The 24,142-nt window shown below is 67.8% G+C and carries 17 protein-coding genes; 9 read left to right on the top strand and 8 right to left on the bottom strand.

Annotated features, from left to right (window positions below; translation table 11 throughout):
- Positions 1-10: 10 nt before the first annotated feature.
- On the bottom strand, positions 11-748 hold the full coding sequence (locus AX690_RS03105; protein ID WP_066687993.1) for an integrase arm-type DNA-binding domain-containing protein: 738 nt from the start codon (positions 746-748) through the stop codon (positions 11-13).
- A gap of 365 nt (positions 749-1,113) precedes the next feature.
- Between AX690_RS03105 and AX690_RS03100 the strand changes: the two genes are divergently transcribed.
- Entirely contained in the window at positions 1,114-2,298 is a 1,185-nt protein-coding gene (locus tag AX690_RS03100; RefSeq protein WP_066687990.1) for a carbohydrate porin, read from the top strand.
- A gap of 18 nt (positions 2,299-2,316) precedes the next feature.
- On the opposite strand, the gene tkt is transcribed toward AX690_RS03100, so the two are convergent.
- Positions 2,317-4,278 (bottom strand): transketolase, encoded by a 1,962-nt coding sequence (gene tkt / locus AX690_RS03095; RefSeq protein WP_066687988.1) that lies wholly within the window; start codon positions 4,276-4,278, stop codon positions 2,317-2,319.
- Between the two features lie 210 nt (positions 4,279-4,488).
- Between tkt and AX690_RS03090 the strand changes: the two genes are divergently transcribed.
- Positions 4,489-6,525, top strand: coding sequence for an NAD(+) synthase (locus AX690_RS03090; protein ID WP_082769468.1), 2,037 nt, complete (start codon positions 4,489-4,491; stop codon positions 6,523-6,525).
- A 94-nt stretch (positions 6,526-6,619) separates the two neighbouring features.
- On the top strand, positions 6,620-7,930 hold the full coding sequence (locus tag AX690_RS03085; protein ID WP_066687984.1) for a mannose-1-phosphate guanylyltransferase/mannose-6-phosphate isomerase: 1,311 nt from the start codon (positions 6,620-6,622) through the stop codon (positions 7,928-7,930).
- A gap of 7 nt (positions 7,931-7,937) precedes the next feature.
- Here AX690_RS03085 and AX690_RS03080 read toward each other — a convergent pair whose 3' ends face one another.
- The gene (locus AX690_RS03080) at positions 7,938-9,098 is read right to left on the bottom strand and encodes an AGE family epimerase/isomerase (protein WP_066687981.1); all 1,161 of its coding nucleotides are present in this window, start codon (positions 9,096-9,098) and stop codon (positions 7,938-7,940) included.
- 101 nt (positions 9,099-9,199) lie between these two features.
- Between AX690_RS03080 and AX690_RS03075 the strand changes: the two genes are divergently transcribed.
- The 4 genes from AX690_RS03075 (at position 9,200) to AX690_RS03060 (ending at position 11,711) form a co-directional block, all read left to right on the top strand.
- Entirely contained in the window at positions 9,200-9,745 is a 546-nt protein-coding gene (locus AX690_RS03075) for an HAD-IIIA family hydrolase (RefSeq protein ID WP_066687978.1), read from the top strand.
- A complete protein-coding gene (gene rfbD / locus AX690_RS03070; protein ID WP_066687975.1) occupies positions 9,742-10,623 on the top strand; it encodes a dTDP-4-dehydrorhamnose reductase in 882 nt (293 codons plus the stop codon). The genes AX690_RS03075 and rfbD overlap by 4 nt, the downstream gene beginning before the upstream one ends.
- A 69-nt stretch (positions 10,624-10,692) precedes the next feature.
- Positions 10,693-11,346 (top strand): fructose-6-phosphate aldolase, encoded by a 654-nt coding sequence (gene fsa / locus AX690_RS03065; protein WP_066687972.1) that lies wholly within the window; start codon positions 10,693-10,695, stop codon positions 11,344-11,346.
- Between the two features lie 140 nt (positions 11,347-11,486).
- Positions 11,487-11,711, top strand: coding sequence for a hypothetical protein (locus AX690_RS03060; protein WP_066687970.1), 225 nt, complete (start codon positions 11,487-11,489; stop codon positions 11,709-11,711).
- A gap of 232 nt (positions 11,712-11,943) precedes the next feature.
- Here the strand turns inward: AX690_RS03060 and AX690_RS03055 are convergent, their stop codons facing one another.
- Complete coding sequence (locus tag AX690_RS03055) at positions 11,944-12,921, bottom strand: mechanosensitive ion channel family protein (RefSeq protein WP_066687968.1); 978 nt, start codon at positions 12,919-12,921, stop codon at positions 11,944-11,946.
- 149 nt (positions 12,922-13,070) lie between these two features.
- On the opposite strand from AX690_RS03055, the gene AX690_RS03050 reads away from it, so the two are divergent.
- Positions 13,071-14,231 carry a DegT/DnrJ/EryC1/StrS aminotransferase family protein gene (locus AX690_RS03050; RefSeq protein ID WP_066687966.1) on the top strand — a complete coding sequence of 387 codons (1,161 nt, stop codon included), beginning with the start codon at positions 13,071-13,073 and terminating at the stop codon, positions 14,229-14,231.
- Here the strand turns inward: AX690_RS03050 and AX690_RS03045 are convergent.
- Positions 14,228-15,415 (bottom strand): MFS transporter, encoded by a 1,188-nt coding sequence (locus tag AX690_RS03045; RefSeq protein ID WP_066687958.1) that lies wholly within the window; start codon positions 15,413-15,415, stop codon positions 14,228-14,230. The two genes, AX690_RS03050 and AX690_RS03045, sit on opposite strands and share 4 nt — an antisense overlap.
- A gap of 89 nt (positions 15,416-15,504) precedes the next feature.
- Positions 15,505-17,115: a cisplatin damage response ATP-dependent DNA ligase gene (locus AX690_RS03040; protein ID WP_066687955.1), complete on the bottom strand. Its 1,611-nt coding sequence runs from the start codon at positions 17,113-17,115 to the stop codon at positions 15,505-15,507.
- 132 nt (positions 17,116-17,247) lie between these two features.
- Here AX690_RS03040 and AX690_RS03035 point away from each other — a divergent pair, with 132 nt between their 5' ends.
- Positions 17,248-18,048, top strand: a complete 801-nt coding sequence (locus tag AX690_RS03035) for a DUF4239 domain-containing protein (RefSeq protein ID WP_066687952.1) — start codon at positions 17,248-17,250, stop codon at positions 18,046-18,048.
- A 65-nt stretch (positions 18,049-18,113) separates the two neighbouring features.
- On the opposite strand, the gene gltB is transcribed toward AX690_RS03035, so the two are convergent.
- Together gltB and AX690_RS03025 are read right to left on the bottom strand one after the other, a co-directional pair.
- Positions 18,114-22,637, bottom strand: a complete 4,524-nt coding sequence (gltB, locus tag AX690_RS03030) for a glutamate synthase large subunit (protein ID WP_066687949.1) — start codon at positions 22,635-22,637, stop codon at positions 18,114-18,116.
- A gap of 18 nt (positions 22,638-22,655) precedes the next feature.
- Positions 22,656-24,104 carry an NAD(P)-dependent oxidoreductase gene (locus tag AX690_RS03025; protein ID WP_066687947.1) on the bottom strand — a complete coding sequence of 483 codons (1,449 nt, stop codon included), beginning with the start codon at positions 24,102-24,104 and terminating at the stop codon, positions 22,656-22,658.
- Between the last annotated feature and the right edge of the window lie 38 nt (positions 24,105-24,142).

Raw genomic sequence — 24,142 nt, 5'->3', positions numbered from 1 at the left:
AAACCCTCCTCTAAACGGAACCCTCAATCTGTCTCAAAGGCGCTGACGGCGGACAAGCCGTGTAGACGGTCAGTTGCAGAGCATCCCGACCAAGGGTTGGCGGCATCGCCGCAACTGCTTGGAGGAAGGCTGGCACATCCTGATAGGGCATCGCCGCATAGTGCGAGCCAGTGTTATTCTGGCGCGGAAGTCCCTTGCGGACCGATCGCAGGGAAACTTCATTACTAATCCAGCCCTTGATGTGCGCGAAGTCGAGAACCGCATTGATCCGCTGAAGCACCTTATTGGCGGTATCAGGCACCGTCAGCCAAATCGGCTCCAGAACATCTCGAACAACGAGCGCATCGACCGTGTCCACGGGCTTAGACCCGATCATTGGAAAAACATGCCGCTCGAAGCTGGCGATCCAAATACCCTGCCGGCTATCCTTCCAGCCCGCCTTCAAGGTCTCGTAACAGGCGCGGGCAGCGGACTCGAACGACGGAACGGACCGACGAGCGCTTCGACGTTCGGCGGCTGGGTCACCCCCGCTCCTGACTTTCCGACGCATCTCGGCCGCCGCGATCCGCGCGTCGGCGAGGCAAACGTCCCGCACGGAGCCCAAGCCGAAATCGCGACGCACCCCCTGGAACTGGATACGGAAAAGCCACGACCGCGATCCACTGGGCTGAACATCGAGATACAGGCCGCGCCCGTCGCAATGGCGACCGGCTTTCGCGTTCTTCACCTTCAGGGCTGTAAGCGACAAGTTAGAAGTCCCTGTTCTGGAGCCTCCGATTTTCCCCTCGTTTTCCCCACACTTTTGATGCGGATTTCAGGGGACAAAGTGAGATTACCTGAAACGGGAATATCGATCAACTATATGAAGATAAACATGTTTTGGGACGGAATGAGACGTCCTGGTTAGATCCCTAGATCATCCTCGGCTCCACCAAGGATTTCTCCGAAAGCGCGACAATCGCTCGAGCCGCCTGGCTCGAAGCCGCGCGATCGTGGACGTGGGGTGGGGCGCGCGCGAGCTGCGACCACGCGCCACAGTCTTGCTTAACAAGATCGCCCATATCGAAGCCCTAGCATTCGAGCACGCCCATGAGATTGGCGTCGGGGGGTCGAATGCGTCAGCGCCGCAATCTTGCGCTCCAGGTCGGAGTGATCGTTTCCGCCGCCTTTGTCGCGGCTGCGCCTGCTCTCGCGAGCGAGGCGCTCGGCGAGGCCATCGTTCTGAGCGGAGGGTATACGGTCGATGTCGCGGGCGTCGTCAGCGGCGGCCTGGCCAAGCGCGGCCGGGTGCTGGACGACCTGCAGCTGGGCGCTGACATCGATCTGGAGAAGGCCGCGGGCTGGAAAGGCGCCAAGGCGCACGTCCTGTTGCTGAACAACAGCGGCGCCATGCCCAACGACGACGCCGGCACTTTGCAGGGCGTGAACAACATCGAGGTGTCGCGCCAGAGAGCGCGGTTGTTCGAAGCCTGGGTGGAGCAGGGCCTTGGCGACAACGCCTCCGTCCTCGTCGGCCTCTACGACCTCAACAGCGAATTCTACGCCAATGACAGCGCCGGGCTACTGCTGGCGCCGGCTTTCGGCATCGGGTCCGAGCTGGCGGCCACGGGGCCGAACGGACCGTCCATTTTCCCATCGACCGCCCTCTCCGCGCGCGTTCGCTGGACGCCGAACGAACAGGTCTATGTCCAGGCTGCGGCGATCAACGCCCACGCGGGCGTGCTTGGCGATCCTGACGGCGTCTGCACCGAGTTCGAGCACGGTCTGCTGACCATCGCCGAGGCGGGCTGGCAGGGGCGTGGCAAGGTGGCCTTCGGGGCCTGGCGCTACACCAAGAAACAGCCGGACATCCGGGAGATCACCGTCGCCGGTCATCCCGCCGCCAAGACGGCGCAGGGCGCATATGTATTGCTGGAGCGCCAGCTGACGGGCGAAGGCGAAGACGCCGTGCGCAAGACCACGGCCTTCGCGCGCCTTGGCCTCTCCGACGGCGACACCACGGCGTTCCGGGGCGGCTGGCAGGCCGGCTTGCTGGTTGAGCACGTCTTTGAGGGCCGCCCGGACAGCGCCTTCTCGGTCGGCGCGAACCAGGCCTTCCTGACGGGGAAGTTCCGCGCCAACGCCCTGGACGAAGGGCGGAGTCTGACGCGCGCGGAGAGCGCGATCGAGGTGACCTATTCGGATAAGATCGGTCCGGTCACGATCCAGCCGGACCTTCAGTACGTCCGCAATCCAGGCGCCGACGGCGGCGTTGGCCACGCCCTGGTCGCCACGGTGCGGTTCGGGGTGGCGTTCTGACGCCACCCCGTCCGGAGCTTAGCTCAGCGCCGCTTCGGCCACGGCTTCGGCGGTGATGCCGAACTTCTGATAGAGCACCTCGAACGGCGCGGAGGCGCCGAAGCTCTTCATGCCGACGAACTTGCCGGTCTCGCCGATGAAGCGCTCCCAGCCCATGCGCACGCCGGCCTCGACGGCGACGCGGACCGGGGCCTTGCCGATGACGGCGGCCTGGTAGGCGGCGTCCTGCTTATCGAACAGCTCCCAGCACGGGGTCGAGACGACGCGGGTCGGCTTGCCCTTGGACTGCAGGATATCGCGCGCGGCGACCGCGACGCCGACCTCGGTGCCCGAGGCGAAGATCGTCACCTGCGCCTCGCCGCCCTCGGCCGGAAGGAGTTCGTAGGCGCCCTTGGCGGACAGGTCGCCGCCCTGGGTGCGGACGTGCGGCGTCTTCTGGCGCGACAGGGTCATCACCGAAGGGGTGCGGGCCTGCTGCAGGGCGACCTTCCAGCACTCGGCGGCCTCGACCGCGTCGGCGGGGCGGAAGACCAGCAGGTTCGGGATGGCGCGCAGGGAGGCGACATGCTCGACCGGCTGGTGGGTCGGGCCGTCTTCGCCCAGGCCGATGGAGTCGTGGGTCATCACGTGGATGACGCGGGCTTCCATCAGCGCGCCCAGGCGGATGGCGGCGCGGCTGTAGTCGGCGAAGGCCAGGAAGGTGCCCGAGTAGGGGATCACGCCGCCGTGCAGCGACATGCCGTTCATGGCCGCGGCCATGCCGAACTCGCGCACGCCGTAATGGACGTAGCGACCCTGATAGTCGGGCGTGTCGAACGCGCCCATGCCCTTGACCAGGGTGTTGTTCGAGCCGGTCAGGTCGGCCGAGCCGCCGATCATCTCGGGGATGACCGGGACGAGGTGATCCAGGGCCGAGCCGGAGTGGACGCGCGTGGCGTTGACCGGCTTGGTCTCCAGGGCCTTGGCGATGTGGGCGTCCAGGGCCTCGAAGGCGTTGGCCGGCAGTTCCCCCGCCATGGCGCGCTTGAACTCGCTGGCCTGGATCGAGGCGGCCAGCTTGCCTTCCCAGGCCTTGCGAACCTTGGCGCCGCGACGGCCGACGCTCTTCCAGGCCCTGGCGATGTCGTCGAGCACGGTGAACGGCGCGGCGTCCCAGCCCATCGCCTCGCGGGCGGCTTTGATCTGGTCGTCGAACAGGGTGTAGCCGTGGCTGTGGGGGTCGCCTTCCTTGGGGCCCGCGCCCTTCGAGATCAGCGTCTTGCACGCGATCATGGTCGGGCGGTCCTGCTTGGTGGCCCAGCGCAGGGCGGCGGCGATCTTGCCGTGGTCGTGGCCGTCGACAACCTTAACCGCCCAGCCGGCGGCCTTGAAGCGGGCGACCTGGTCGCCGGTCTCGGAGATCGTGGCCTCGCCGTCGATGGTGGTGTTGTTGTCGTCGAACAGCACCGTCAGCTTCTTCAGGCGCAGGCGGCCGGCGATGCTGATGGCTTCGTGGCTGACGCCCTCCATCAGGCAGCCGTCGCCAGCGATCACCCAGGTGCGATGGTCGACGAGATCATGGCCAAAGCGGGCGGCGAGATGCGCTTCCGCCATCGCCATGCCGACGGCGGTCGCCAGGCCCTGGCCCAGCGGACCGGTCGTGGTCTCGACGCCGGGCGTGTGGTGGACTTCCGGGTGGCCAGGGGTCAGCGAGCCCCACTGACGGAAGTTCTCGATCTCCTTCATCGTCACGGCCTTGAAGCCGGTCAGGTGAAGCAGGGAATAGAGCAGCATCGAGCCGTGACCGGCCGACAGCACGAAACGGTCGCGGTCGGCCCAGTCGGGCTTGGAGGCGTCGAACTTCAGGAACTTGCTCCAAAGCACCGTCGCCACGTCGGCCATGCCCATCGGCATGCCTTGGTGGCCGGACTTGGCCTTGTGCACGGCGTCCATGGAAAGGACGCGGATCGCGTCGGCCATCTTGATGGGCGAAACGGGCATGGAAGTTCCGTCTTGTTTTTGTTTTGCAGGGCTGCGCGATCGGCGCAGTCGCATGGGAACCCGGAGGGGTCAACCCGCGACACGGCCTTTATCCGGGAGCCGAACGCCCGCCGTGGGCGCTATGCAACAGGCTCCGCAGGCGTTATAGCTGGAGCTCGCCTTATGCTCACTTTCAGCATAAGGGGCCGTCAGATGGGAAAGGCCGGTCGCTTGGGTAGTCCGTCGTTCTTCTCGCCCTATCGCCATGGCTTCGTCCGGGTGGCGACCGCCGTGCCGAAGGTGAAGCTGGCCGATCCCGCCGCGAACGCCCAGAGCATCCTGGCCTTGGCGCGCGAGGCGCACGAGGCCGGCGTCGCGGTGATCGTGTTTCCGGAGCTGGGCCTGACTGGCTACACAATCGACGACCTCCTGCAGCAGGAGGTCCTGTTGGACGCGGTCGAGGCGGCGATCGCGACCCTGGCCGAGGAGAGCCGCAAGCTCTCGCCGATGATCGTCGTCGGCGCCCCGCTGCGTGATGCGGGCCGTCTCTACAACACGGGCGTCGCCATCCAGGGCGGCAAGGTGCTGGGCGTCGTTCCCAAGAGCTTCCTGCCCAACTACCGGGAGTTCTACGAGCGCCGCTGGTTCACGCCCGGCGCCGGGGTCGCCGGCAAGACGCTAAGCCTGGCCGACCAATCCGTCCCGTTCGGAACGGACGTCCTGTTCCGCGCCGCCGGTCCGACGCCGTTCACCGTCGGGATCGAGATCTGCGAGGACGTCTGGACGCCCAACCCGCCGAGCACCGCCCAGGCCCTGGCCGGCGCCGAGATCCTGCTGAACCTGTCGGCCAGCAACATCACGATCGGCAAGTCCGAGACCCGCCGCCTGCTGTGCGCCAGCCAGTCGGAGCGGGCGATCGCGGCCTATGTCTATTCCGCCGCCGGCGCGGGCGAGAGCTCCACGGACCTGGCCTGGGACGGTCATGTCGATATCCACGAGATGGGTCAGCTGTTGGCTGAAACCGCGCGGTTCTCGACGGGACCCGCCTGGACCTTCGCCGATGTCGACGTCGAGCGGATCCGGCAGGAGCGGATGAGGGTCGGCAGCTTCGGCGACTCGATGGCTCTGGCCCCGCCCAGGGTTCCGTTCCGAGTGGTCCCGTTCGACTTCCAGGCGCCGGCCGGGGACCTGGCCCTGGCGCGAGGGATCGAGCGCTTCCCGTTCACGCCGTCCGACCCCGCCAAGCTGCGCGAGAACTGCTACGAAGCCTACAATATCCAGGTTCAGGGGCTGGCGCGGCGGGTCGAGGCGACGGGCTCCAAGAGCCTGGTGATTGGCATCTCGGGCGGCCTGGACTCGACCCACGCCCTGATCGTCGCGGCCAAGGCCATGGATCAGCTGGGCCGCCCGCGGTCGGACATCCGCGCCTATACCCTGCCGGGCTTCGCGACCTCGGATCGCACCAAGTCGAACGCCTGGGCGCTGATGAAGGCCATGGGGGTCACGGCCGACGAGATCGACATCCGCCCGGCGGCCAAGCAGATGCTGGCCGACCTTGGCCACCCGTTCGCCAAGGGCGAGCCCGTCTATGACGTGACGTTCGAGAACGTCCAGGCGGGCCTGCGCACCGACTACCTGTTCCGGCTGGCCAACCACTTCAAGGGCATGGTTGTCGGCACCGGCGACCTGTCGGAGCTGGCGCTGGGCTGGTGCACCTACGGCGTCGGCGACCAGATGAGCCACTACAACCCCAACTGCGGGGTTCCCAAGACGCTGATCCAGCACTTGATCCGCTTCGTCGCCCACTCCGGCGACGTGGATGCGAGCACCACGGCCCTGCTGGAGGACATTCTCGCCACCGAAATCTCGCCGGAGCTGGTTCCGGGCGAAGAGGTGCAGGCGACCGAGAGCTTCGTCGGCCCCTACGCCCTGCAGGATTTCAATCTCTACTATATGACCCGCTACGGCATGGCCCCGTCCAAGATCGCCTTCCTGGCCTGGAGCGCCTGGCATGACGCGGAGGAGGGCGGCTGGCCGGTCGGTCTGCCCGAGACCGCCCGCCGCGCCTATGACCTGCCGGAGATCAAGCGCTGGCTGGAGCTGTTCCTGAAACGCTTCTTCGCCAATCAGTTCAAGCGTTCGGCCGTGCCGAACGGGCCGAAGATATCGTCCGGCGGCGCCCTTTCGCCGCGGGGTGACTGGCGGATGCCGTCGGACGCCACGGCAGACGCCTGGGTGGCCGAACTGCACGCTGGCGTTCCAGACTGACGAAAACTCTTCGTTACTGGCGGCTTTCCCTTTAAGCACCCTTCGCAATAACACCCTATCAGGGGCAAAGACTGAAGAGTGTGGGGATTAAGTCTTGGCTGCGATCTATCCAGTGATCTTGTGCGGCGGTTCGGGCACGCGTCTGTGGCCCGCCTCGCGAAGCGACCAACCCAAACAGTTCCTGAAGCTGGTCGGCCACCGTTCCTCGTTCCAGGAGACGGTGCTGCGGGTGAAGGACATTCCCGGCGTGGCCGAGGTGGTGGTGGTCACCGGCGAGGCCATGGTCGGCTTCGTCGCCGAACAGACCGCCGAGATCGGCGCCTGGACCACGATCCTGGTCGAGCCGGAAGCGCGCGACTCCGCGCCTGCGGTGGCCGCCGCCGCGGCTTATGTCGAGCGTCAAGACCCGGACGGCGTGGTGCTGATGCTGGCGGCCGATCACCACATTTCCGAGCCGGAGATTTTTGAACAAGCGGCGCTGGCGGCGGCGCGGGCGGCCGAAGAGGGCCTGATCGTCACATTCGGCGTCCAGCCCACCGTTCCGGCCACCGGCTTCGGCTACATCCGTCCTGGGGTGCCGCTGCTGGATGGTTCGGTGCGCGAGGTCGCCGCGTTCGTCGAAAAGCCGGATCAGGCCACCGCCGAGCGCTATCTGCTGGAAGGCTATCTGTGGAACAGCGGCAACTTCGCCTTCAAGGCCGCGACCCTGCTGGGCGAGTTCGAGGCGTTCGAGCCGTCGGTGGCCGCCGCCGCCAAGGCCTGCGTCGCGGACCTGGAGCTCGAGGCGGGCGTGGGCCGACTTGATCGCGAGGCTTTCGCCCAGGCCAAGAAGATCTCGCTGGACTACGCGGTCATGGAGCGGACCCAGAAGGCCGCTGTCGTGCCCGCCGCCTTCGCCTGGTCGGACCTCGGCGCCTGGGACGCGATCTGGGAAGCTTCGACCCGCGACGGCGAGGGCAACGCCCGGGCCGGCGACGTCGACCTGCACGGCGCGACGGGCGTGCTGGTGCGCTCCACGGGCCCTTATGTCGGCGTGATCGGCGTCAGCGACATCGTCGTGGTGGTCGAGCCGGACGCGGTGCTGGTCTGTCATCGCAAGGACAGCCAGGCGGTCAAGACGCTCGTCGACGGCCTCAAGGCCAAGGGGCGTTCGATCGCCTCGCGCCGCAGCGCCTCGCCCAGCGGGACCGAGACCCTCGTCTCGACCGACGGGTTCGACGTCGAACTGCGACGGGCCTCGGCAGGCGACGATTTCGTCCTGCCGGCGTCGACGATCCAGGTGCTCGAGGGCGTTCTCGAGATGGACGGCGACGTCTACGCCGCCGGTGCGGTGGTCCCTCTGGAGGACGAGGTGCGCGCCCGCGCCATCGGGGCGGCGACCCTGCTGGTCACTCGCCCGCGATAGGTCTCGCCTACGCCTGCGCGCTGATCGTCCTGTCGAGCTCCAGGATCGCCAGCGCGATATGGTAGAAGGAGCTGGCCGGCGCCGGCTCCTCCACGAAGGTCTCGTCGGGCTGGTACTTGTCGCGCCACAGGCCTGGGACCGGCGTCCGCAGATAGGTCAGCAGACCCTCCGCGCCGGCGGCGGCCATGTCCCAGTACTTGGCCTCTCCCGTGATCTCGGCCGCCAGCACGGCGGCCTTGATCCGCTCGGTCTGCGGCCAAAGCCGCGCGCCGTTGTCATGGATCGAGAAATCGTCGAGCAGGGCGTTGATCGCCACGCCACGCGCCAGGTCGACGCCCTTGGACTCGGCGTCGTCGATCATGCGCAAGGCGGCCTTGGTTGCGTCGAGGCGGCCGGCCAGCTTGCCCCAGCGCAGCAGCAGCCAGCCCCACTCGAACTGGTGCCCCGGTTCGCAGATGCGGCCCTCGACGCCCGGCGCGGCGTTCCAGTCCAGGTCGAAGAATTCGCGCAGCTGACCGCTCTTGCCGTCGATGAACTTGGCGAGCGCCAGTTCGGCGATTTCGTCCGCCAGGGCGCGCCAGGCCGGATCGTCGTCGATCGTCGTCCAGGCCAGCATGGCCTCGAACAGGTGCATGTGCGGGTTGGACTGCAGCGGCGCGGTCGGCGGGTTGGACTGGTGGAAACCCGCGACCGGATGCTTGCGCTCGGTGATCAGCTTTTCGCGCACCTCGACGGCGATCGCCTTGGCCTCGGCCGCGCGCGCCGGCAGCGCCTTGGCGACGCCCGCCAGGGCGAACATGGCGAAGGCTTGGTCGTAAAGCTCCGCCGTCTCGTCCAGGCTCTCGCCGTTCGGGCCGATCAGGGTCCGGAAAAGGCCGTCGGGGCGGCGGTAGGCGGAGAGGTAGAACGACAGTCCGTGCTCGACAGCTTCGCGCCAAGGGCCGGTCCAGCCGAGATCGCCAGCGATGGCGAACGAGAAAATCTGGCGCGGCAGGACGCGCCCTCGGCGTGGGCCGTCGACCGGCGCGCCTTCGAGGTCGAGCTTCTCGAAAAAGCCGCCCTTTTCGTGGTCCGCCCCGACCGTCCACCAAAGTGGGTAGGCCGCCTCGGTCGCCCAGGTCTTGAGGCGGTCGCGCAGGCGGGCGGCGTCGGCGAGGGCGTTCGTCATCGAGGAATTTCCCTGAGATATAGGTCCTTCTAGAGCGCAATCCGTGTCGAGCCAAGACAGTGGTCTGGCGAATTCGTTTCGCGCGCGGTACTGCTCAAGGCATGACCGGCGCCTCTGATCTTCCGCCCCTGAAGGCCGTGTTCCTGGACCGCGATGGCGTCCTGAACATCGATCACGGCTATGTCTTTGATCCAGCACGGCTGGACTGGATAGAAGGCGCCCGGGAGGCCGTGGCGGCGATCAGCAAGGCGGGCCTGAAAGTCCTGGTCGTCACGAACCAGTCGGGCATCGGCCGGGGTTATTTCGACGAGGCGGCCATGGACCGTTTCCACGACGCCATGCAGGACCAGCTTGCCGAGCTCGGCGGACAGATCAACGCCTTCTACTATTCCCCCTTCCATGAAGCGGCGATCGTGGAGGCCTATCGCGTGGCCGATCACCCCGATCGCAAGCCCAATCCGGGCATGATCCTGCGGGGGCTGGCCGACTGGAACCTGAAGCCGGAAGAGGCCGTGATCATCGGCGATCGTCACATCGACGTGGAGGCGGGCAACCGCGCCGGCATGCCTGGCTATCTGTTCAAGGGCGGCAACCTGCGGGCTTTCGTCGCCCAGGTGCTCGGCGATCGCGTTCCAGAACTGAAATGAAGGTCCTGCAGTTCGGCAGGACTGGGCAGGTCGCCACCGCCGTCCAGGCGGCCGCCCGTGAAAGCGTCGAGGTGACCGCGCTATCCCGCGCCGAATGCGACCTCGAGAACGCTGAGCAAATCCGGGAGGCGATCCGGGAGGCCGACTGCGATCTCGTCCTCAATACAGCCGCCTTCACCCAGGTCGATCCCGCCGAGGCGCGTCCAGACGAAGCGTTTACCGTCAACGCGATCGCGCCGGACGTGATGGCGGAGGCCTGCGCGGCGCGGGGTCTGCCGTTCGTCCACCTCTCGACCGACGCGGTGTTCGATGGCGTGACGGATCGCCCCTATGTCGAGACCGACGAAGCGCGGCCCATCAACGCCTATGGTCGCTCCAAGCTGGCCGGCGAGCAGGCTGTACTGGCCCATCCCCGCACCGTCGTGCTGCGTGTCTCCTGGGTCTTTTCCCGCTACGGCCGCAACTATGTCAGCTTCATGCTGCGGCTGGCGCGGGAGCGCGATGTGCTGCGGGTCGTCGCTGACCAGTTCGGCTCGCCCACGGACGGCGAGGCCCTGGCCGCCTTTCTGGTCGCGACCGCGCCGCGCTGGGCCGGCGCGCCGGCGGATGACCCGGCGTTCGGTCTCTTTCACTTCGCCAACGCGGGCGAGACCAGCCGTTTCGACTTCGCCAAGGCGGCGATCGACCGCGATCCGCAGGCGCGAGCCCGGATCGAGCCCACGACGCAGGCGGCTTTCGCCGAGCCCGCGCCACGGCCGCCGCGGTCGCCGCTCGATACCGCTAAGCTGCGCGCCGTTTTCGGCTTCGAGCCCGAGCCCTGGCGCGCGGCGGTTGAGCGCACGGCGGATCGGCTGATCGCTTCCGGTCTGGCCGTCTAGCGGCTGGCGTCCCGCCCGCGCGCGCGATAAACCGGGACGAGTTCCCCAAGAAATCCAGCGCGAGCGACCATGCAGATCTTCCTCGACAGCACCGACACCAAGGTCATCGCCGACCTAGCCTCCACCGGCCTGATCGATGGCGTGACCACCAATCCGACCCTGATCGCTAAGTCGGGCCGTCCCATGCTCGAGGTGATCGCCGAGATTTGCGACATCGTCCCGGGTCCGATCAGCGCCGAGGTCGCCGCGACCACCGCCGAGGCCATGATCGCCGAAGGCAAGAAACTGGCGGCGATCGCGCCGAACGTCGTCGTGAAGATCCCCCTGACACGCGACGGCCTGATCGCCTGCGCCGCCTTCGCCGACGAAGAGATCAAGACCAACGTCACGCTGTGCTTCTCGCCGACCCAGGCGCTGCTGGCCGCCAAGGCCGGGGCGACCTTCGTCTCGCCATTCATCGGCCGCCTGGACGACTACGGCTTCGACGGCATGGACCTGATCCGCGACATCCGCGCGATCTACGACAATTACGGCTACGAGACCGAGATCCTGGCCGCTTCGGTGCGCAACGCCACCCACGTCAAGGAAGCCGCCATCGTCGGCGCCGACGTGGTGACGATCCCGCCGGCGGTGTTCACGGATCTTTACAAGCACCCGCTGACCGACAAGGGCCTGGAGCAGTTCCTGAAGGACTGGGCCTCGACGGGGCAGTCCATCCTGTAAGGCTTTACGTCGTTTCCGGGCGGGCGTTTGGCTCGCCCGTGAAGCGATCAAGTGATCACAGTTTATTTCGCTATAGCGAAGCTGGTTCGCAGCGGCGAGTTCGCGCGTTAAAAGTGGTCCGCTCACAGAGGGCCACGCTCATGGTTCCCCAGATCGCCGAGACCGAAGTCCGCCTTACCGGGCCCGAAGAGGCCGATCGGTTCTCGCGCTTCCTGCACGATTTCCTGTCCGACAACGGCTTTCCGTTCGTGATCATCCACGACGCGCCCGAGCGCCTGGGGCAGCTTCGCCGTGTGGTGTTCGAGGAGGCGGGTCTTAGCCTGAAGTTCGCGCAGGAATGGACCCACTGCCAGGGCGCGGCCTAGCCGACCTTGCGCGCCAGCCCCTCTGGATGATCTTTTCAGGCTGGCATCTTGGCCATGTCAGCGATGGTCTCCTGCTGGGCCTGCGCGCGCGGGTCGCCACGGCGCTCCCGCTATTGCGCCATGCGCTCGAAACGCTTTGAAAAGTCCTGCAGGACGCCGGTTCCGTCGATGCAGTAGGCGCAGCCGGCTTCGATCGACAGGCCGCGGCTTTCGCCGGCGTGGCTCATCGAACCTAGGCTTCGGGCTTGGACGCTGTCCCCGTCGAACGCTTGCGACGCGTCTTGATCAAGCTCAGCAGGTGGTGCTCGCCCTCGCCGGGCATGGCGGGAGAGGGGTCCGTGGCTTTGGAGGGGCGCGGCGCCGGCAGGTCGGCGCGCTCGGGGTTCTCGGCCAGCAGGTGGGCCGAAAGCATCAGGTCCGTCTTCACGGGCCCGAAGTCCGCCGCGGAGGTCCAGACCCTGATCGCCGCCTGGGCGAAGAGTTCCGAAAGGTCGGTCACCTCGATCATCGGCGCGGGGTCCTGGTGGATGCGAGGATCGTTCTCGGCGCGCTCGCGCAGGCGCTTGAGCACGAGGACGAGGTCCGTCTTCAGCGGCACCTTGAACAGCACGTCGGCCCGGCGATGGCGATGGGTCGAATAGTTCAGGATCACATCCCCGAACACCTTGCTGTTGGGGATCATCACCTTGACGTTGTCCGGCGTGGCGATCTCGGTGAACAGCAGGTCCAGCGACTTGACCGTGCCCTGGCGCGTCGCGGTCTCGATCACGTCGCCGAGGCGGTACGGCCGGAACAGCAGGATCATCACGCCCGCCGCCACGTTCGACAGAGCGCCTTGCAGGGCGAGACCGATGGCCAGCGAGGCCGCGCCCAGCACCGCCAGGATCGAGGTGGCCTGCACGCCCAGTTGCTGAAGCACGGCCACGAGGCCGACCGCGATCACCGCATAGCGCGCCAGCGAGGCGCTGAAGCTCTCCAGCGTGGGGTCCGGCGAACTTCGGTGCACGCGGCCGAGCGTCCGCCGCATGAACCGCGCCGCCCAACCCGCGGCCCAGAAGGTTACCGCCAGGATCAGGCCGGCGACCACGAGATTGACGGCCAGCTTGCCCAGCCAGTCCAGGAAGTGGCCTAACATGGTCTCGTCCGCCTTGACGTTCATCAGCGACGGCAGCGGCGTGTTGGCCGGGATCGGACTGGGCTTAGTCTGCATGAAGGTCTCGATAGGCGCCCCCGCGCGTTCGGGCAACGGCGCGGCTGGGCCTATGGTTCCGCTTCGGAGCGGCGGGTCAAGCCAGTGGAAACAGTCGGTTACATCAATTGGCTCGAATTCGCCCTGAACGAAGACTAAGAGCGCCGCCCATGAGCATGCCCTTCATCGACCTCGGCGCGCAGCAGCGCCGGATCCGCGACAAGATCGACGCCGCCATCGCCAAGGTGCTGGACAGCGGCGCCTATGTCATGGGCCCGCAGGTGCGGGAGTTCGAGGCCAAGCTCGCCGAGTTCGGCCAGGCCAAGCGGGCCCTGTCCTGCGCCAACGGCACCGACGCGATCGCCTTACCGCTGATGGCCTGGAACGTCGGTCCGGGCGACGCGGTGTTCTGTCCGTCCTTCACCTTCGCGGCGACGCCGGAAGTCGTGCCGTGGGTCGGCGCCACACCGGTGTTCGTCGACGTCCTGCCGGATACCTACAATCTCGACCCGGCCAAGCTGGAAGCCGCCATCGCCGGCGTGAAGACCGAGGGCAGGCTGACGCCCAAGGTCGTCATCGCCGTCGACCTTTTCGGCCAACCCGCCGATTATCCGGCGATCAAGGCCATCTGCGATCGCGAAGGCCTGAAGCTGATCGCTGACAGCGCTCAGGGCTTCGGCTGCACGCTGGATGGCAAGCATCCGCTGCACTGGGCGGACGTCGCCACCACCAGCTTCTTTCCGGCCAAGCCGCTGGGCTGTTACGGCGACGGCGGCGCGGTGCTGACCAATGACGCCACCCTCTGGGACCTGATGGACAGCTACCGCGTCCACGGCAAGGCCGTCGGCCCGGACCTGGCGGGCAAGACCTTCGATCACGACCCGAAATATCTGAACACCCGTATCGGCATGAACTCGCGCCTGGATACGATCCAAGCCGCGATCCTGATCGAGAAGCTGGCGATCTTCGCCGAGGAGATCGCGCTGCGGCAGGTCGTGGCCAACCGCTACGCCGAGGGCCTGAAGGGCGCGGTGATCTCGACGCCGGCGGTGATCGAAGGCGGCGTTTCGGTCTGGGCTCAGTATGTGATCGAGCACCGTGATCGTGACGGTCTGGCCGCGCATCTGAAGGCTCAAGGGATCCCGACCGCCGTCTACTATCCGGTGCCGATGCACGTGCAGGCCCCCTACGCGGCCTTCCCGCGCGGCGCGGGCGGCCTGCCGGTCACGGAGGCTAAGGCCGAGACCGTGTTGGCCCTGCCGATGCACCCCTATCTGGGCGAAGCCGACCAGCGGAAGATCATTGACGCGATCCAGTCGTTCGGGGCCTAAGCGGCCTTCAGCGCTCGGCGGCGGGCGAGGTTGACCAGTTGAAGAACGGTGGCCGCCGCCGTCAGGCTCACGCCCAGGGCGCAGACACCGGTCCAGCCCGCGCTCTTCCAGGCGAAGGCCGCGGCCGCGGAGCCGGCCGCGCCGCCCAGGAACATGCCGCCCATGAAGACGGTGTTGATCCGCGAGCGGGCTTCGGGCCGCAGCGCGTAGACGACATGCTGGTTGGAGACGAGGGCGCTCTGCACCGCGAAGTCCAGCAGGATCACGCCGACGACCAGCCCCGGGATCGCGGTCCACAGGCCAAAGACCAGCCACGAGACCAGCGCCAAGCCAGCGCCCAGGGCGATGATCGGGCGCGGACCGCGCTTGTCGGCGATACGGCCCGCCAAGGGCGCGGCCAGAATGCCCACGGCGCCGATCACACCGAACAGGCCGGCGACGTCGGCGCCGAGATGGAAGCGCGGCTCCTGAAGGCGCAGGGCCAGGGTTGTCCAAAAGGCCGTGAAGGTCGCGAACAGAAGGGCCTGGGTGACCACGGCGAGGCGCAGGGCGCCGAATTCGGTCCAAAGCCGCCCCAGCGAGGCCAGCAAGGCGCCGTAGGACAGCCCCGCTTGCGGATGGCTGCGCGGCAGCTTCGCGGCCATCCAGGCGCCGGCGGCCAGGGCCATGGGCGCGCCCAGCCAGAACATCGCCCGCCAGCCAGCGTGCTCGGCGACGAAGCCGGCGAGCGTCCGGCTCAGCAGGATGCCGCATAGCAGGCCGGCCATGACCGTTCCGACCGTCGCGCCGCGTCGCTCTGGCGAGGACAGGTGGGCGGCGAACGGGACGATCTGTTGAGCGACGGTCGAGGCCGCGCCAACAAACAGCGATGTCAGGATCATCAGACCCGCCGTCGGAGCGATCGCCGCCGCGACGAGCGCGACCGCCAGGGCCAGGAACTGCAGCACGATCAGCCGGCGTCGCTCGACCAGGTCGCCCAACGGGACCAGCAGAAACAGGCCCGCGGCGTAGCCCAGCTGCGTGGCGGTCGGGACCATGGTGGTCAGCCCGCTGGGCACGTCGCGCAGCATCAGGCCCAGCATCGGCTGGTTATAGTAGATGTTGGCGACGCCGATCCCCGTGGCGGTCGCCATGGCGAGGGTCAGGCCACGGCTCAGTCCGCCGGCTTCCGAGGCTTGGGTCATGCGAGACTCCGGGCGAGCGCCTGGCGGCCGATCCGGCCGCGACGCGAGACGACGCTTGGCGGCCTATATAGGCGCCCAGGCCCCATCGCCTAGTCGAGCATCGCCTCCAGTGTCGCGAGTTCATCGGCTTCGCGAGAGGGCTTGTCCCAGCGGATTCGGTTGATGCGCGGGAAGCGCATCGCCACGCCCGATTTGTGGCGGGTCGAGCGCTGCAGGCCCTCGAAGGCGACCTCGAACACAAGGCCGAACTCAAGGTCGGCGCGCACCGAGCGCACGGGACCGAACCGCTCGATCGTATGGTCGCGGACGAACTTGTCGATCTGCTTCAGCTCCTCGTCCGTGAAGCCGAAATAGGCCTTGCCGACCGGGGTGAGGTTTCGACGCCCCTCCTCGTCCTCGCGCCAGACGCCGAAGGTGTAGTCGGAATAGAAGCTCGAGCGCTTGCCGTGGCCGCGCTGGGCGTACATCAACACCGCGTCGATCAGGTGCGGGTCCCGCTTCCACTTGAACCAGGGGCCCTTCGGGCGGCCCGGCTCGTAGACGCTGTCACGGCGCTTGAGCATCAGCCCCTCGGAGAGGCGGGCGTCGCCTTCGGGCGGATCCAGGCGCAGCGCGGCCAGTTCTTCCCAAGTTCCGAAGGGCTGCAGAGGGGACAGGTCGATCCGACGGGTCTTGAGACGGCCGACGAAGGTCTCCAAGCGAGCCCGCCGCTCGACGAAGGGGAGGGCGCGCAGATCCTCCTCGCCGTCCAGAAGCAAGTCATAGGCCCGGATCCCGGCGGGGAAATTCGCCAGCTGCTTGCCGTCCACGGTCTTGCGGTTCAGACGCTGCTGCAGGTCGCCGAACGGGGCCAGGGCGCCGTCGCGCAGGACCAGCAGCTCGCCATCGATCGCGCCTTCGAAGTCCAGGGCGTCAATCACGTCGGGAAAGCTGGCGGAGATGTCGTCGCCGGTGCGGGTGTAGAGCTTGCGCCCACCCCGTTCGCTGACCGCCTGAACCCGGATGCCGTCCCATTTCCACTCGGCGATGTAGTCCGCCGGATCGAGCTTGGCGAAGTCGACGGCCTCGTCGATCGGCTGGGCCAGCATCACCGGCCGGAAGCGTCCCGGCGCGTCGGGCGAGGGGCGCTCCGAGCGCCCTTCCAGCCAGGCGAAGAGGTCGCCATAGGGCGGGCTCATCGCGTGCCAGACCTCTTCGATCTCGCCGATCTCGACGCCGCCGAAATTGGCGCAGGCCTGCTTGGCCAGGCGCGAGGAAACGCCGACGCGCAGGCCGCCGGTCATCAGCTTCAGCAAGGCCCAGCGGCCGTCGGGGTCCAAGGCGTCGAGCCACCCCTCGATCAGCCGCTGGACCTCGGCGCGGGAGGTGGAGTGCAGGGCGTCGATCACCTCGGAGAGCTCGGGTGGCCGGTTCGCGCCGAGCTTGGCGGGCCAGACCAGGGCGACGGTCTCGGCCAAGTCTCCGACATAGTCGTAGGACCAGCCGAACAACTGGGCGTCCATCCGCGCCTCGACCGCCTTGCGGATGAAGGCTGGCTTGGCGGCGTTGAATGACAGCGCGCCGGTCAGCGCCGCCAGGGCGTAACCGCGATCGGGGTCCGGCGTCTGGCGCAGGTGGTCCTCGATCAACGTCAGCTTGGCGTTGCGCGAACTGGTCAGGGACAGCCGGTCGAGCAGGTGGGCGAAGGCGCGCATGGACATGGAATGTCGGACGGCTCCGTTCGTTCAGCCCGCCGCATAACGCGGCTTCAGCGCCCCGCGCGCAAGGTCCCAGGCGCTTGCCAGAAGTCCAAGCTTGACCTGTAGTCCGAGGAACATGGGTCGGAGGCCGCCATGATCAACCTGTCCGCCTTGCCGCTTCCGCTGCTGGGAGCCGTCTTGGCCGCCAGCCTGCTGTTGATGCAGGAGATCGGCTATCGCTGCGGGCGGCGCATGGGCGCAAGCGACGAGACGATGGGCGCTGGGCATCTGCTGTCGGCGGCCTTGGCGCTGCTGGGCCTCTTGATCGCCTTCACCTTCTCGATGGCCTCGGATCGCTACGAGGCGCGTCGCGCGTTGGTCCTGGAGGAGGCCAATGCGCTTTCGACCACCTACCTGCGCGTCCAGGCGTTGGACGAGCCGTTCCGTGGCCGGCTGAGCCAGGGCGTCGTGGCCTATGGTCAGGCGCGCCAGGACTTCTTCGCCGCCGGCGAGGACCGCCAAAAGCTCGCCGCCGCCGAGGCGGAGACGGACGCCCTGCAGGCGCGGCTCTGGGCCGATCTCATGCCGGCCGTGCGCGCCGCGCCGGCCGCGACGATCAATCCCGCGTTGCTGGAGACCACCAACGAGCTGTTCGATCTGGCCTCCTCGCGCCAGGCGGCGCTGGAGGCGCACGTGCCCGACGCGATCCTTCGCTCTCTAGTCGTCTATGCCTGGGTCGCGGCGGCGATGCTGGGTTACGGTATGGCCTCCGCCGGGCGACGGCACATGGTGGCGTCACTGGCCTTGTTCGTCCTGGTCTCTTTAGCGGTCACCCTGATCCTGGATCTCGATCGGCCGCGCGCGGGCTCGGTGACGATCTCCCAGGCGCCGTTCGTCCGCGCCCTCGAGGGCTTGAAGGCTCTGGAGGCCGCGAGGCTTCGGGCGTTGCGCTGAAACGAAAACCGCCGCGAAAGCCGGTCAGGCTCTCGCGGCGGCTCCATCTTCAACGCTTAAAGCGATCAGGCGCGTTCGTGAACGGCCTCTTCCGCCGCCAGCGGCTGGGGAAGGCGGTTGACCATCTCCTTCGGGCAGACTTGCCAGAACTGGTCGCGGACGCGGTCCCAGTCGCGCAGCAGGGTCGCGGCGAAAACCGAGTCGGTCTCGCGCGCGTGCTCGGCGATCAGCGAGCGCAGCACGCCTTCCCAGTAGGGCGAGGCCAGGCGCTGGACGAGGATGCTGTCGGGATTGATGTTGGCCTCGAACCGGTCGTGCTGGTCCAGCACGAAGGCCATGCCGCCGGTCATGCCGGCCCCGAAGTTGTTCCCCGTCGGGCCCAGGATCACCACCTGGCCGCCGGTCATGTACTCGCAGCCGTTGGCGCCGCAGCCCTCGACCACCGTGACGGCGCCCGAGTTGCGGACCGCGAAGCGCTCACCGGCCTGGCCCGCCGCGAACAGCCGGCCCGAGGTGGCGCCGAACAGCACGGTGTTGCCGATCAGGGTGTTGGTCTCCGGGGCCGCGAGGCCACGCGCCGGCTTGATCACGATCGTCGCGCCCGACAGGCCCTTGCCGACATAGTCGTTGGCCTCGCCGGTCAGTTCGATGCGCAGGCCCTGGACGGCGAAGGCGCCCAGGCTCTGGCCAGCCGAGCCCTTGAGCTGGACGGTCAGGTGGCCGGAAGGCAGGCCCTTCATGCCGAACTTGCGGACGATGTGGCTGGAGGTGCGGGTGCCGATGGTGCGGGCGGTGCTGCGGACCGTGTAGGTCAGCTGCATCTTCTCGCCGCGCTCCAGCAGCGGGGCGGCGTCGCGGACGATCTGGGCGTCCAGCGTGTCCGGCACCGCGTTGCGGCCCTCGACCGTGCAGTAGGGCTTGTTCGCGCCAGGATCGGCGCGGACCAGCAGCGGGTTCAGGTCGAGGTCGTCGAGATGCTCGCCGCCGCGGCTGACCTGGGCCAAGAGGTCGGTTCGGCCGACGATTTCCTGCAAGGATCGGAAGCCCAGGCCCGCCAGGATCTCGCGCACCTCTTCGGCGATGAACGTGAAGAGGTTGATGACCTTGTCGGGCGTGCCGGTGAACTTGGCGCGCAGGGCCTCGTCCTGGGTGCAGACCCCGACCGGGCAGGTGTTGGAGTGGCACTGGCGCACCATGATGCAGCCCATGGCCACCAGCGAGGCCGTGCCGATGCCGAACTCCTCGGCGCCCAGCATGGCGGCGATGACGATGTCGCGGCCCGTGCGCATGCCGCCGTCGGTCCGCAGGACGACGGAGTGGCGCAGGTTGTTCAGGGTCAGAACCTGGTTGGCTTCCGACAGGCCCATCTCCCACGGACCGCCGGCGTACTTCACCGAGGTCTGGGGCGAGGCGCCGGTGCCGCCGACGCCGCCGGCGACTAGGATCACGTCGGCCTTGGCCTTGGCGACGCCGGCCGCGATCGCGCCGATGCCGGTGGCGGCGACGAGCTTCACCGTGACCCGCGCGATCGGGTTGATCTGCTTCAGGTCATAGATGAGCTGGGCCAGATCCTCGATCGAATAGATGTCGTGGTGCGGCGGCGGGCTGATCAGCATGACTCCAGGGGTGGAGTGACGCAGGCGGGCGATCATTTCGGTGACCTTGAAGCCGGGCAGCTGGCCGCCTTCGCCGGGCTTGGCGCCCTGGGCGACCTTGATCTCAAGCTCGACGCACTGGTTCAGGTATTCGGCCGTGACGCCAAAGCGGCCCGACGCCACCTGCTTGATGGCGCTGTTGGGGTTGTCGCCGTTGGGCAGTGGCTTGTAGCGCGCGCTGTCCTCGCCGCCCTCGCCCGAGACCGAGCGGGCGCCGATGCGGTTCATGGCGATGTTCAGGGCGCCGTGGGCCTCGGGGGACAGGGCCCCCAGGCTCATGCCCGGCGTGACGAAGCGCTTGCGGATCTCGTTGACGCTCTCGACGTCGTCGGTCGAGATCGGGTTGCGGTCCGAGCGCCAGTCCAAGAGGTCGCGCAGCTGGATCGGCTTCTGCGTGCGCAGGCCGTTGCTCCAGCGGCGGTACAGCTCGTAGTCGCCGGTATCGCAGGCCGTCTGCAGGGTGTGCATCAGGCGCGCCTCGAAGGCGTGGGCCTCGCCCGAGCGGCGGGCCTTGTACAGGCCGCCGACCGGCAGGGTGACGGCGGGCGTCCCCCAGGCCTTGCGGTGCAGCTCGACGGCCTTGCTCTCGATGCCGGCCAAACCGATGCCCGAGATTCGCGAGGGCATGCCCGGGAAGAACTCGGCGGCCAGGGCGCGCGACAGGCCGACGGCTTCGAAGTTGTAGCCGCCGCGGTACGAGGAGATGACGCTGATGCCCATCTTGGAGATGATCTTCAGCAGGCCGCCCTCGATGGCCGTCTTGAAGTTGATGCAGACGTCGCGCAGCGACTTGTCGCCGACTAGGCCGCGTTCAAGGCGGTCCTGGAAGCTTTCCTGGGCCAGGTAGGCGTTGACCGCCGTGGCGCCGACGCCGACCAGCACCGCGAAATAGTGCGTGTCCAGGCACTCGGCCGAGCGGACGATGATCGAGACGTACGACCGCAGGCCCTTGGCGACCAGGTGGGCGTGGACGCCGCCGGTAGCCAGGATCATGGGCAGGGCCACGCGCTCGGCGTCGCTGGCCTCGTCGGTCAGGACGATGGCGCCGCAGCCGCGCAGGACCGCGTCCTCGGCCTCGGCGCGGATGCGATCGAGGTTGGCGCGCAGGGCGTCGCCGGCGCGGGCCTCCTCGGCCGGCAGCGGCATGGTGCAGTCGATGACCGCGACGTTCTTCTCGCCCAGCAGCGCGTGGACGCGCTCGTACATGCCGGTGGTCAGCACGGGGCTTTCCAGCACGTAGACATCCGCTTGTGCGGCGTCCTGCGCCAGGATGTTGCCAAGGTTCTTGAAGCGGGTCTTCAGGCTCATGACGCCGGTTTCCCGCAGGGGGTCGATCGGCGGGTTGGTCACCTGGCTGAAGTTCTGGCGGAAATAGTGGCTGAGCGGGCGGTACTTCTCCGACAGCACCGCCAGCGGGGTGTCGTCGCCCATCGAGCCGACGGCTTCCTTGCCTTCCTCGACCATGGGGGCGAGGATCATTTCCAGGTCTTCGAGGCTATAGCCGGCGGCGGCCTGGCGACGGGTCAGCTCCTCGCGGCCGTACTTGCGCGGCTCGGGACCGGGGCCGATCTCCTTCTCCAGATCGACCATGTTGCCCAGCCACTCGGTGTAGGGGTGGCGGCCGGCCAGTTCGTCGATGATCTCTTCTTCGCCATAGAGGCGGCCTTCGGCCAGGTCGATCGCGATCATGCGGCCCGGCGAGATGGCCAGCTTGCGGGTGATGCGACTTTCCTCGACGCCGCACATGCCGGCTTCCGAGCCCATGATGACCAGGCCGTCGTCGGTATAGGCCACGCGCAGCGGGCGCAGGCCCGAGCGGTCCTTGCCGGCCACGACCCAGCGGCCGTCGGTGGCGCACAGGGCGGCCGGGCCGTCCCACGGTTCCATCACCGCGTTGCAGTAGGAATAGAGCGCCTTGTGGGCGGCCTTCATCTTCGGGTTGGCTGCTTCCGGAACCAGCAGGGCCTTGGCCATCGGCGCGTCACGGCCGGCGCGCACCAGCACCTCGAAGGTGTTGTCGAGGTTGGCGCTGTCCGAGCCGCCCGGCTGGATCACCGGCTTCACGTCGTCCCCGAACTCGCCGAAGGCCTGGGCGGCCATCTTGATCTCGTGGGACTTCATCCAGTTGATGTTGCCCTTGATCGTGTTGATCTCGCCGTTATGGGCGAGCATCCGGAAGGGCTGGGCCAGGCGCCACTGCGGGAAGGTGTTGGTCGAATAGCGCTGGTGGAAGATCGCCACCGCCGCGGCGAAGCGTTCGTCCTTCAGGTCGGGATAGAACTCGTCGATGTGCTCGGCCAGGAACATGCCCTTGTAGATCAGGGACTTGGCCGAGAAGGAGCAGATGTAGAAGTCGGTGACGTTCTGGCCGTGCACGCGCTTCTCGATGCGCTTGCGGCACAGGAACAGGGCGCGCTCCAGCGCCTCGCCGTCCAGGCCGGGAGGGGGCGCCAGCATGATCTGCTCGATTTCCGGACGAGTGGCGTTGGCCTTCTCGCCGATCACGGCGGTGTTCACCGGCACTTGGCGCCAGCCGTAGATATAGAAGCCGAAACGCAGGGCCTCGGCCTCGACGATCGTGCGGCACAGCTCCTGGGCGCCCAGGTCGGTGCGTGGCAGGAAGACCTGGCCGACGGCGATCGGGCCGGGGCGCAGGGCGTGGCCCGTGCGGCGCACCTGGTCGACGAAGAAGTCCTGCGGGACGCTGACCAGGATGCCGGCGCCGTCGCCGGTCTTGCCGTCGGCGTCGACCGCGCCCCGGTGCCAGAGGGCCTTCAGGGCCTTGATCGCCAGTTCGACCACCTCGCGGCGCGGCTGGCCGTCGATGGCGCAGACCAGGCCCACGCCGCAGGCGTCGCGCTCGGTCGACGGGTCATAGGCGTGGCCGTCGATCAGGGCCTGGCGGTTCTTCAGATAGAGGTCCATCGCGGTCATGGTCTTGGTTCCTCTCTCTTATTCCGCCGCGATCAGCGCGGGCGCGCCGATCTTGGCCTGCAGGTAGCGGTGGATGGCGTCGGCGGCGTCGCGGCCGTCCTTGATCGCCCAGACGACCAGCGAGGCGCCGCGCACGATGTCGCCGGCGGCGAACACGCCGTCGAGATTGGTCATCTGGTTGCGGACGTCGGCCTTCACTGTGCCCCAGCGGGTCACCTTCAGGTCCGGCGCCGACCACAGCTCGGGCAGGTTCTCGGGCTCGAAGCCGAGCGCCTTCACGACCAGCTGGGCCGGACGATCAAAGTCGCCGCCCGGGATTTCCTCGGGGCTCTGGCGGCCCGAGGCGTCCGGGGCGCCCAGGCGCATGCGGATGGCGCGCACACCGGTGACGGCCTCGGCCTCGCCGGACAGGGCGCGCGGGGCGGCCAGCCATTCGAAGGTCACGCCTTCTTCCTCGGCGTTGGCGACTTCGCGCATCGAGCCGGGCATGTTGGCCTTGTCGCGGCGATAGAGACAGGTGACCGAGGCCGCGCCTTGGCGGATGGCCGTGCGGACGCAGTCCATGGCGGTGTCGCCGCCGCCGACCACGACCACGTCCTTGCCCTCGGCGTTCAGCTCGCCGGAGTCGTAGGCCGGAACGCTATCGCCCAGCGACAGGCGGTTGGAGGTGATCAGATAGTCGAGCGCGGGCACGACCCCCTTGCTGCCGCCGCCGGGAACGGTCAGGTCGCGGGCGGCGTAGACGCCGACGGCGATCAGCACCGCGTCGTGCTGGGCGCGCAGGTCTTCGAGCGTGGCGTCCTTGCCGACCTCGAAGCCCAGCTTGAAGACGACTCCGCCATCGGCCAGGCGCTGGGTGCGTCGCTCGACGACGTCCTTTTCCAGCTTGAAGCCGGGGATGCCGTAGATCAGCAGGCCGCCGGCGCGGTCGTGGCGGTCATAGACGGTGACGTCATAGCCGGCTTCGCGCAGCTTCTCGGCGGCCGCGAGACCCGCCGGGCCCGCGCCGATGACGCCGACCGACTGGCCGCGCGCTTCGCCGGCCACAAGCGGCTTCACCCAGCCGTTCTCCCAGGCCTTGTCGGTCAGGTAGCGCTCGACCGAGCCGATCGTCACGGTGCCGTGACCCGATTGCTCTATCACGCAGTTGCCTTCGCACAGGCGATCTTGAGGGCAAATCCTGCCACAGACTTCCGGCATGGAATTGGTCGCCTGCGACAGGGCGTAGGCTTCTTCCAGGCGGCCCTCGGCCGTCATTCGTAGCCAGTCGGGGATGTTGTTGTGCAGCGGGCAGTGGGTCTGACAGAACGGCACGCCGCATTGCGAACAGCGCGAAGCCTGCTCGGCCGCCTTGGCGTCGATGAAGTCGGCGTAGATCTCGTGGAAGTCGCCGGAACGCTCGGCGGCCGCGCGCTTTTCGGGCGTCTTGCGGGGCACTGTGATGAATTTCAGCATGCGCTCGGCCATGCGACTTCCCTCGTCATCCCTGGCGGGAGAAAAATTGC

It is taken from the genome of Caulobacter sp. CCH9-E1, assembly GCF_001556515.1.
In the GTDB taxonomy this organism is placed as follows: domain Bacteria; phylum Pseudomonadota; class Alphaproteobacteria; order Caulobacterales; family Caulobacteraceae; genus Caulobacter.
Note: the sequence above shows the minus strand (reverse complement) of the source record. Positions and strands in the feature narration are given on the sequence as shown.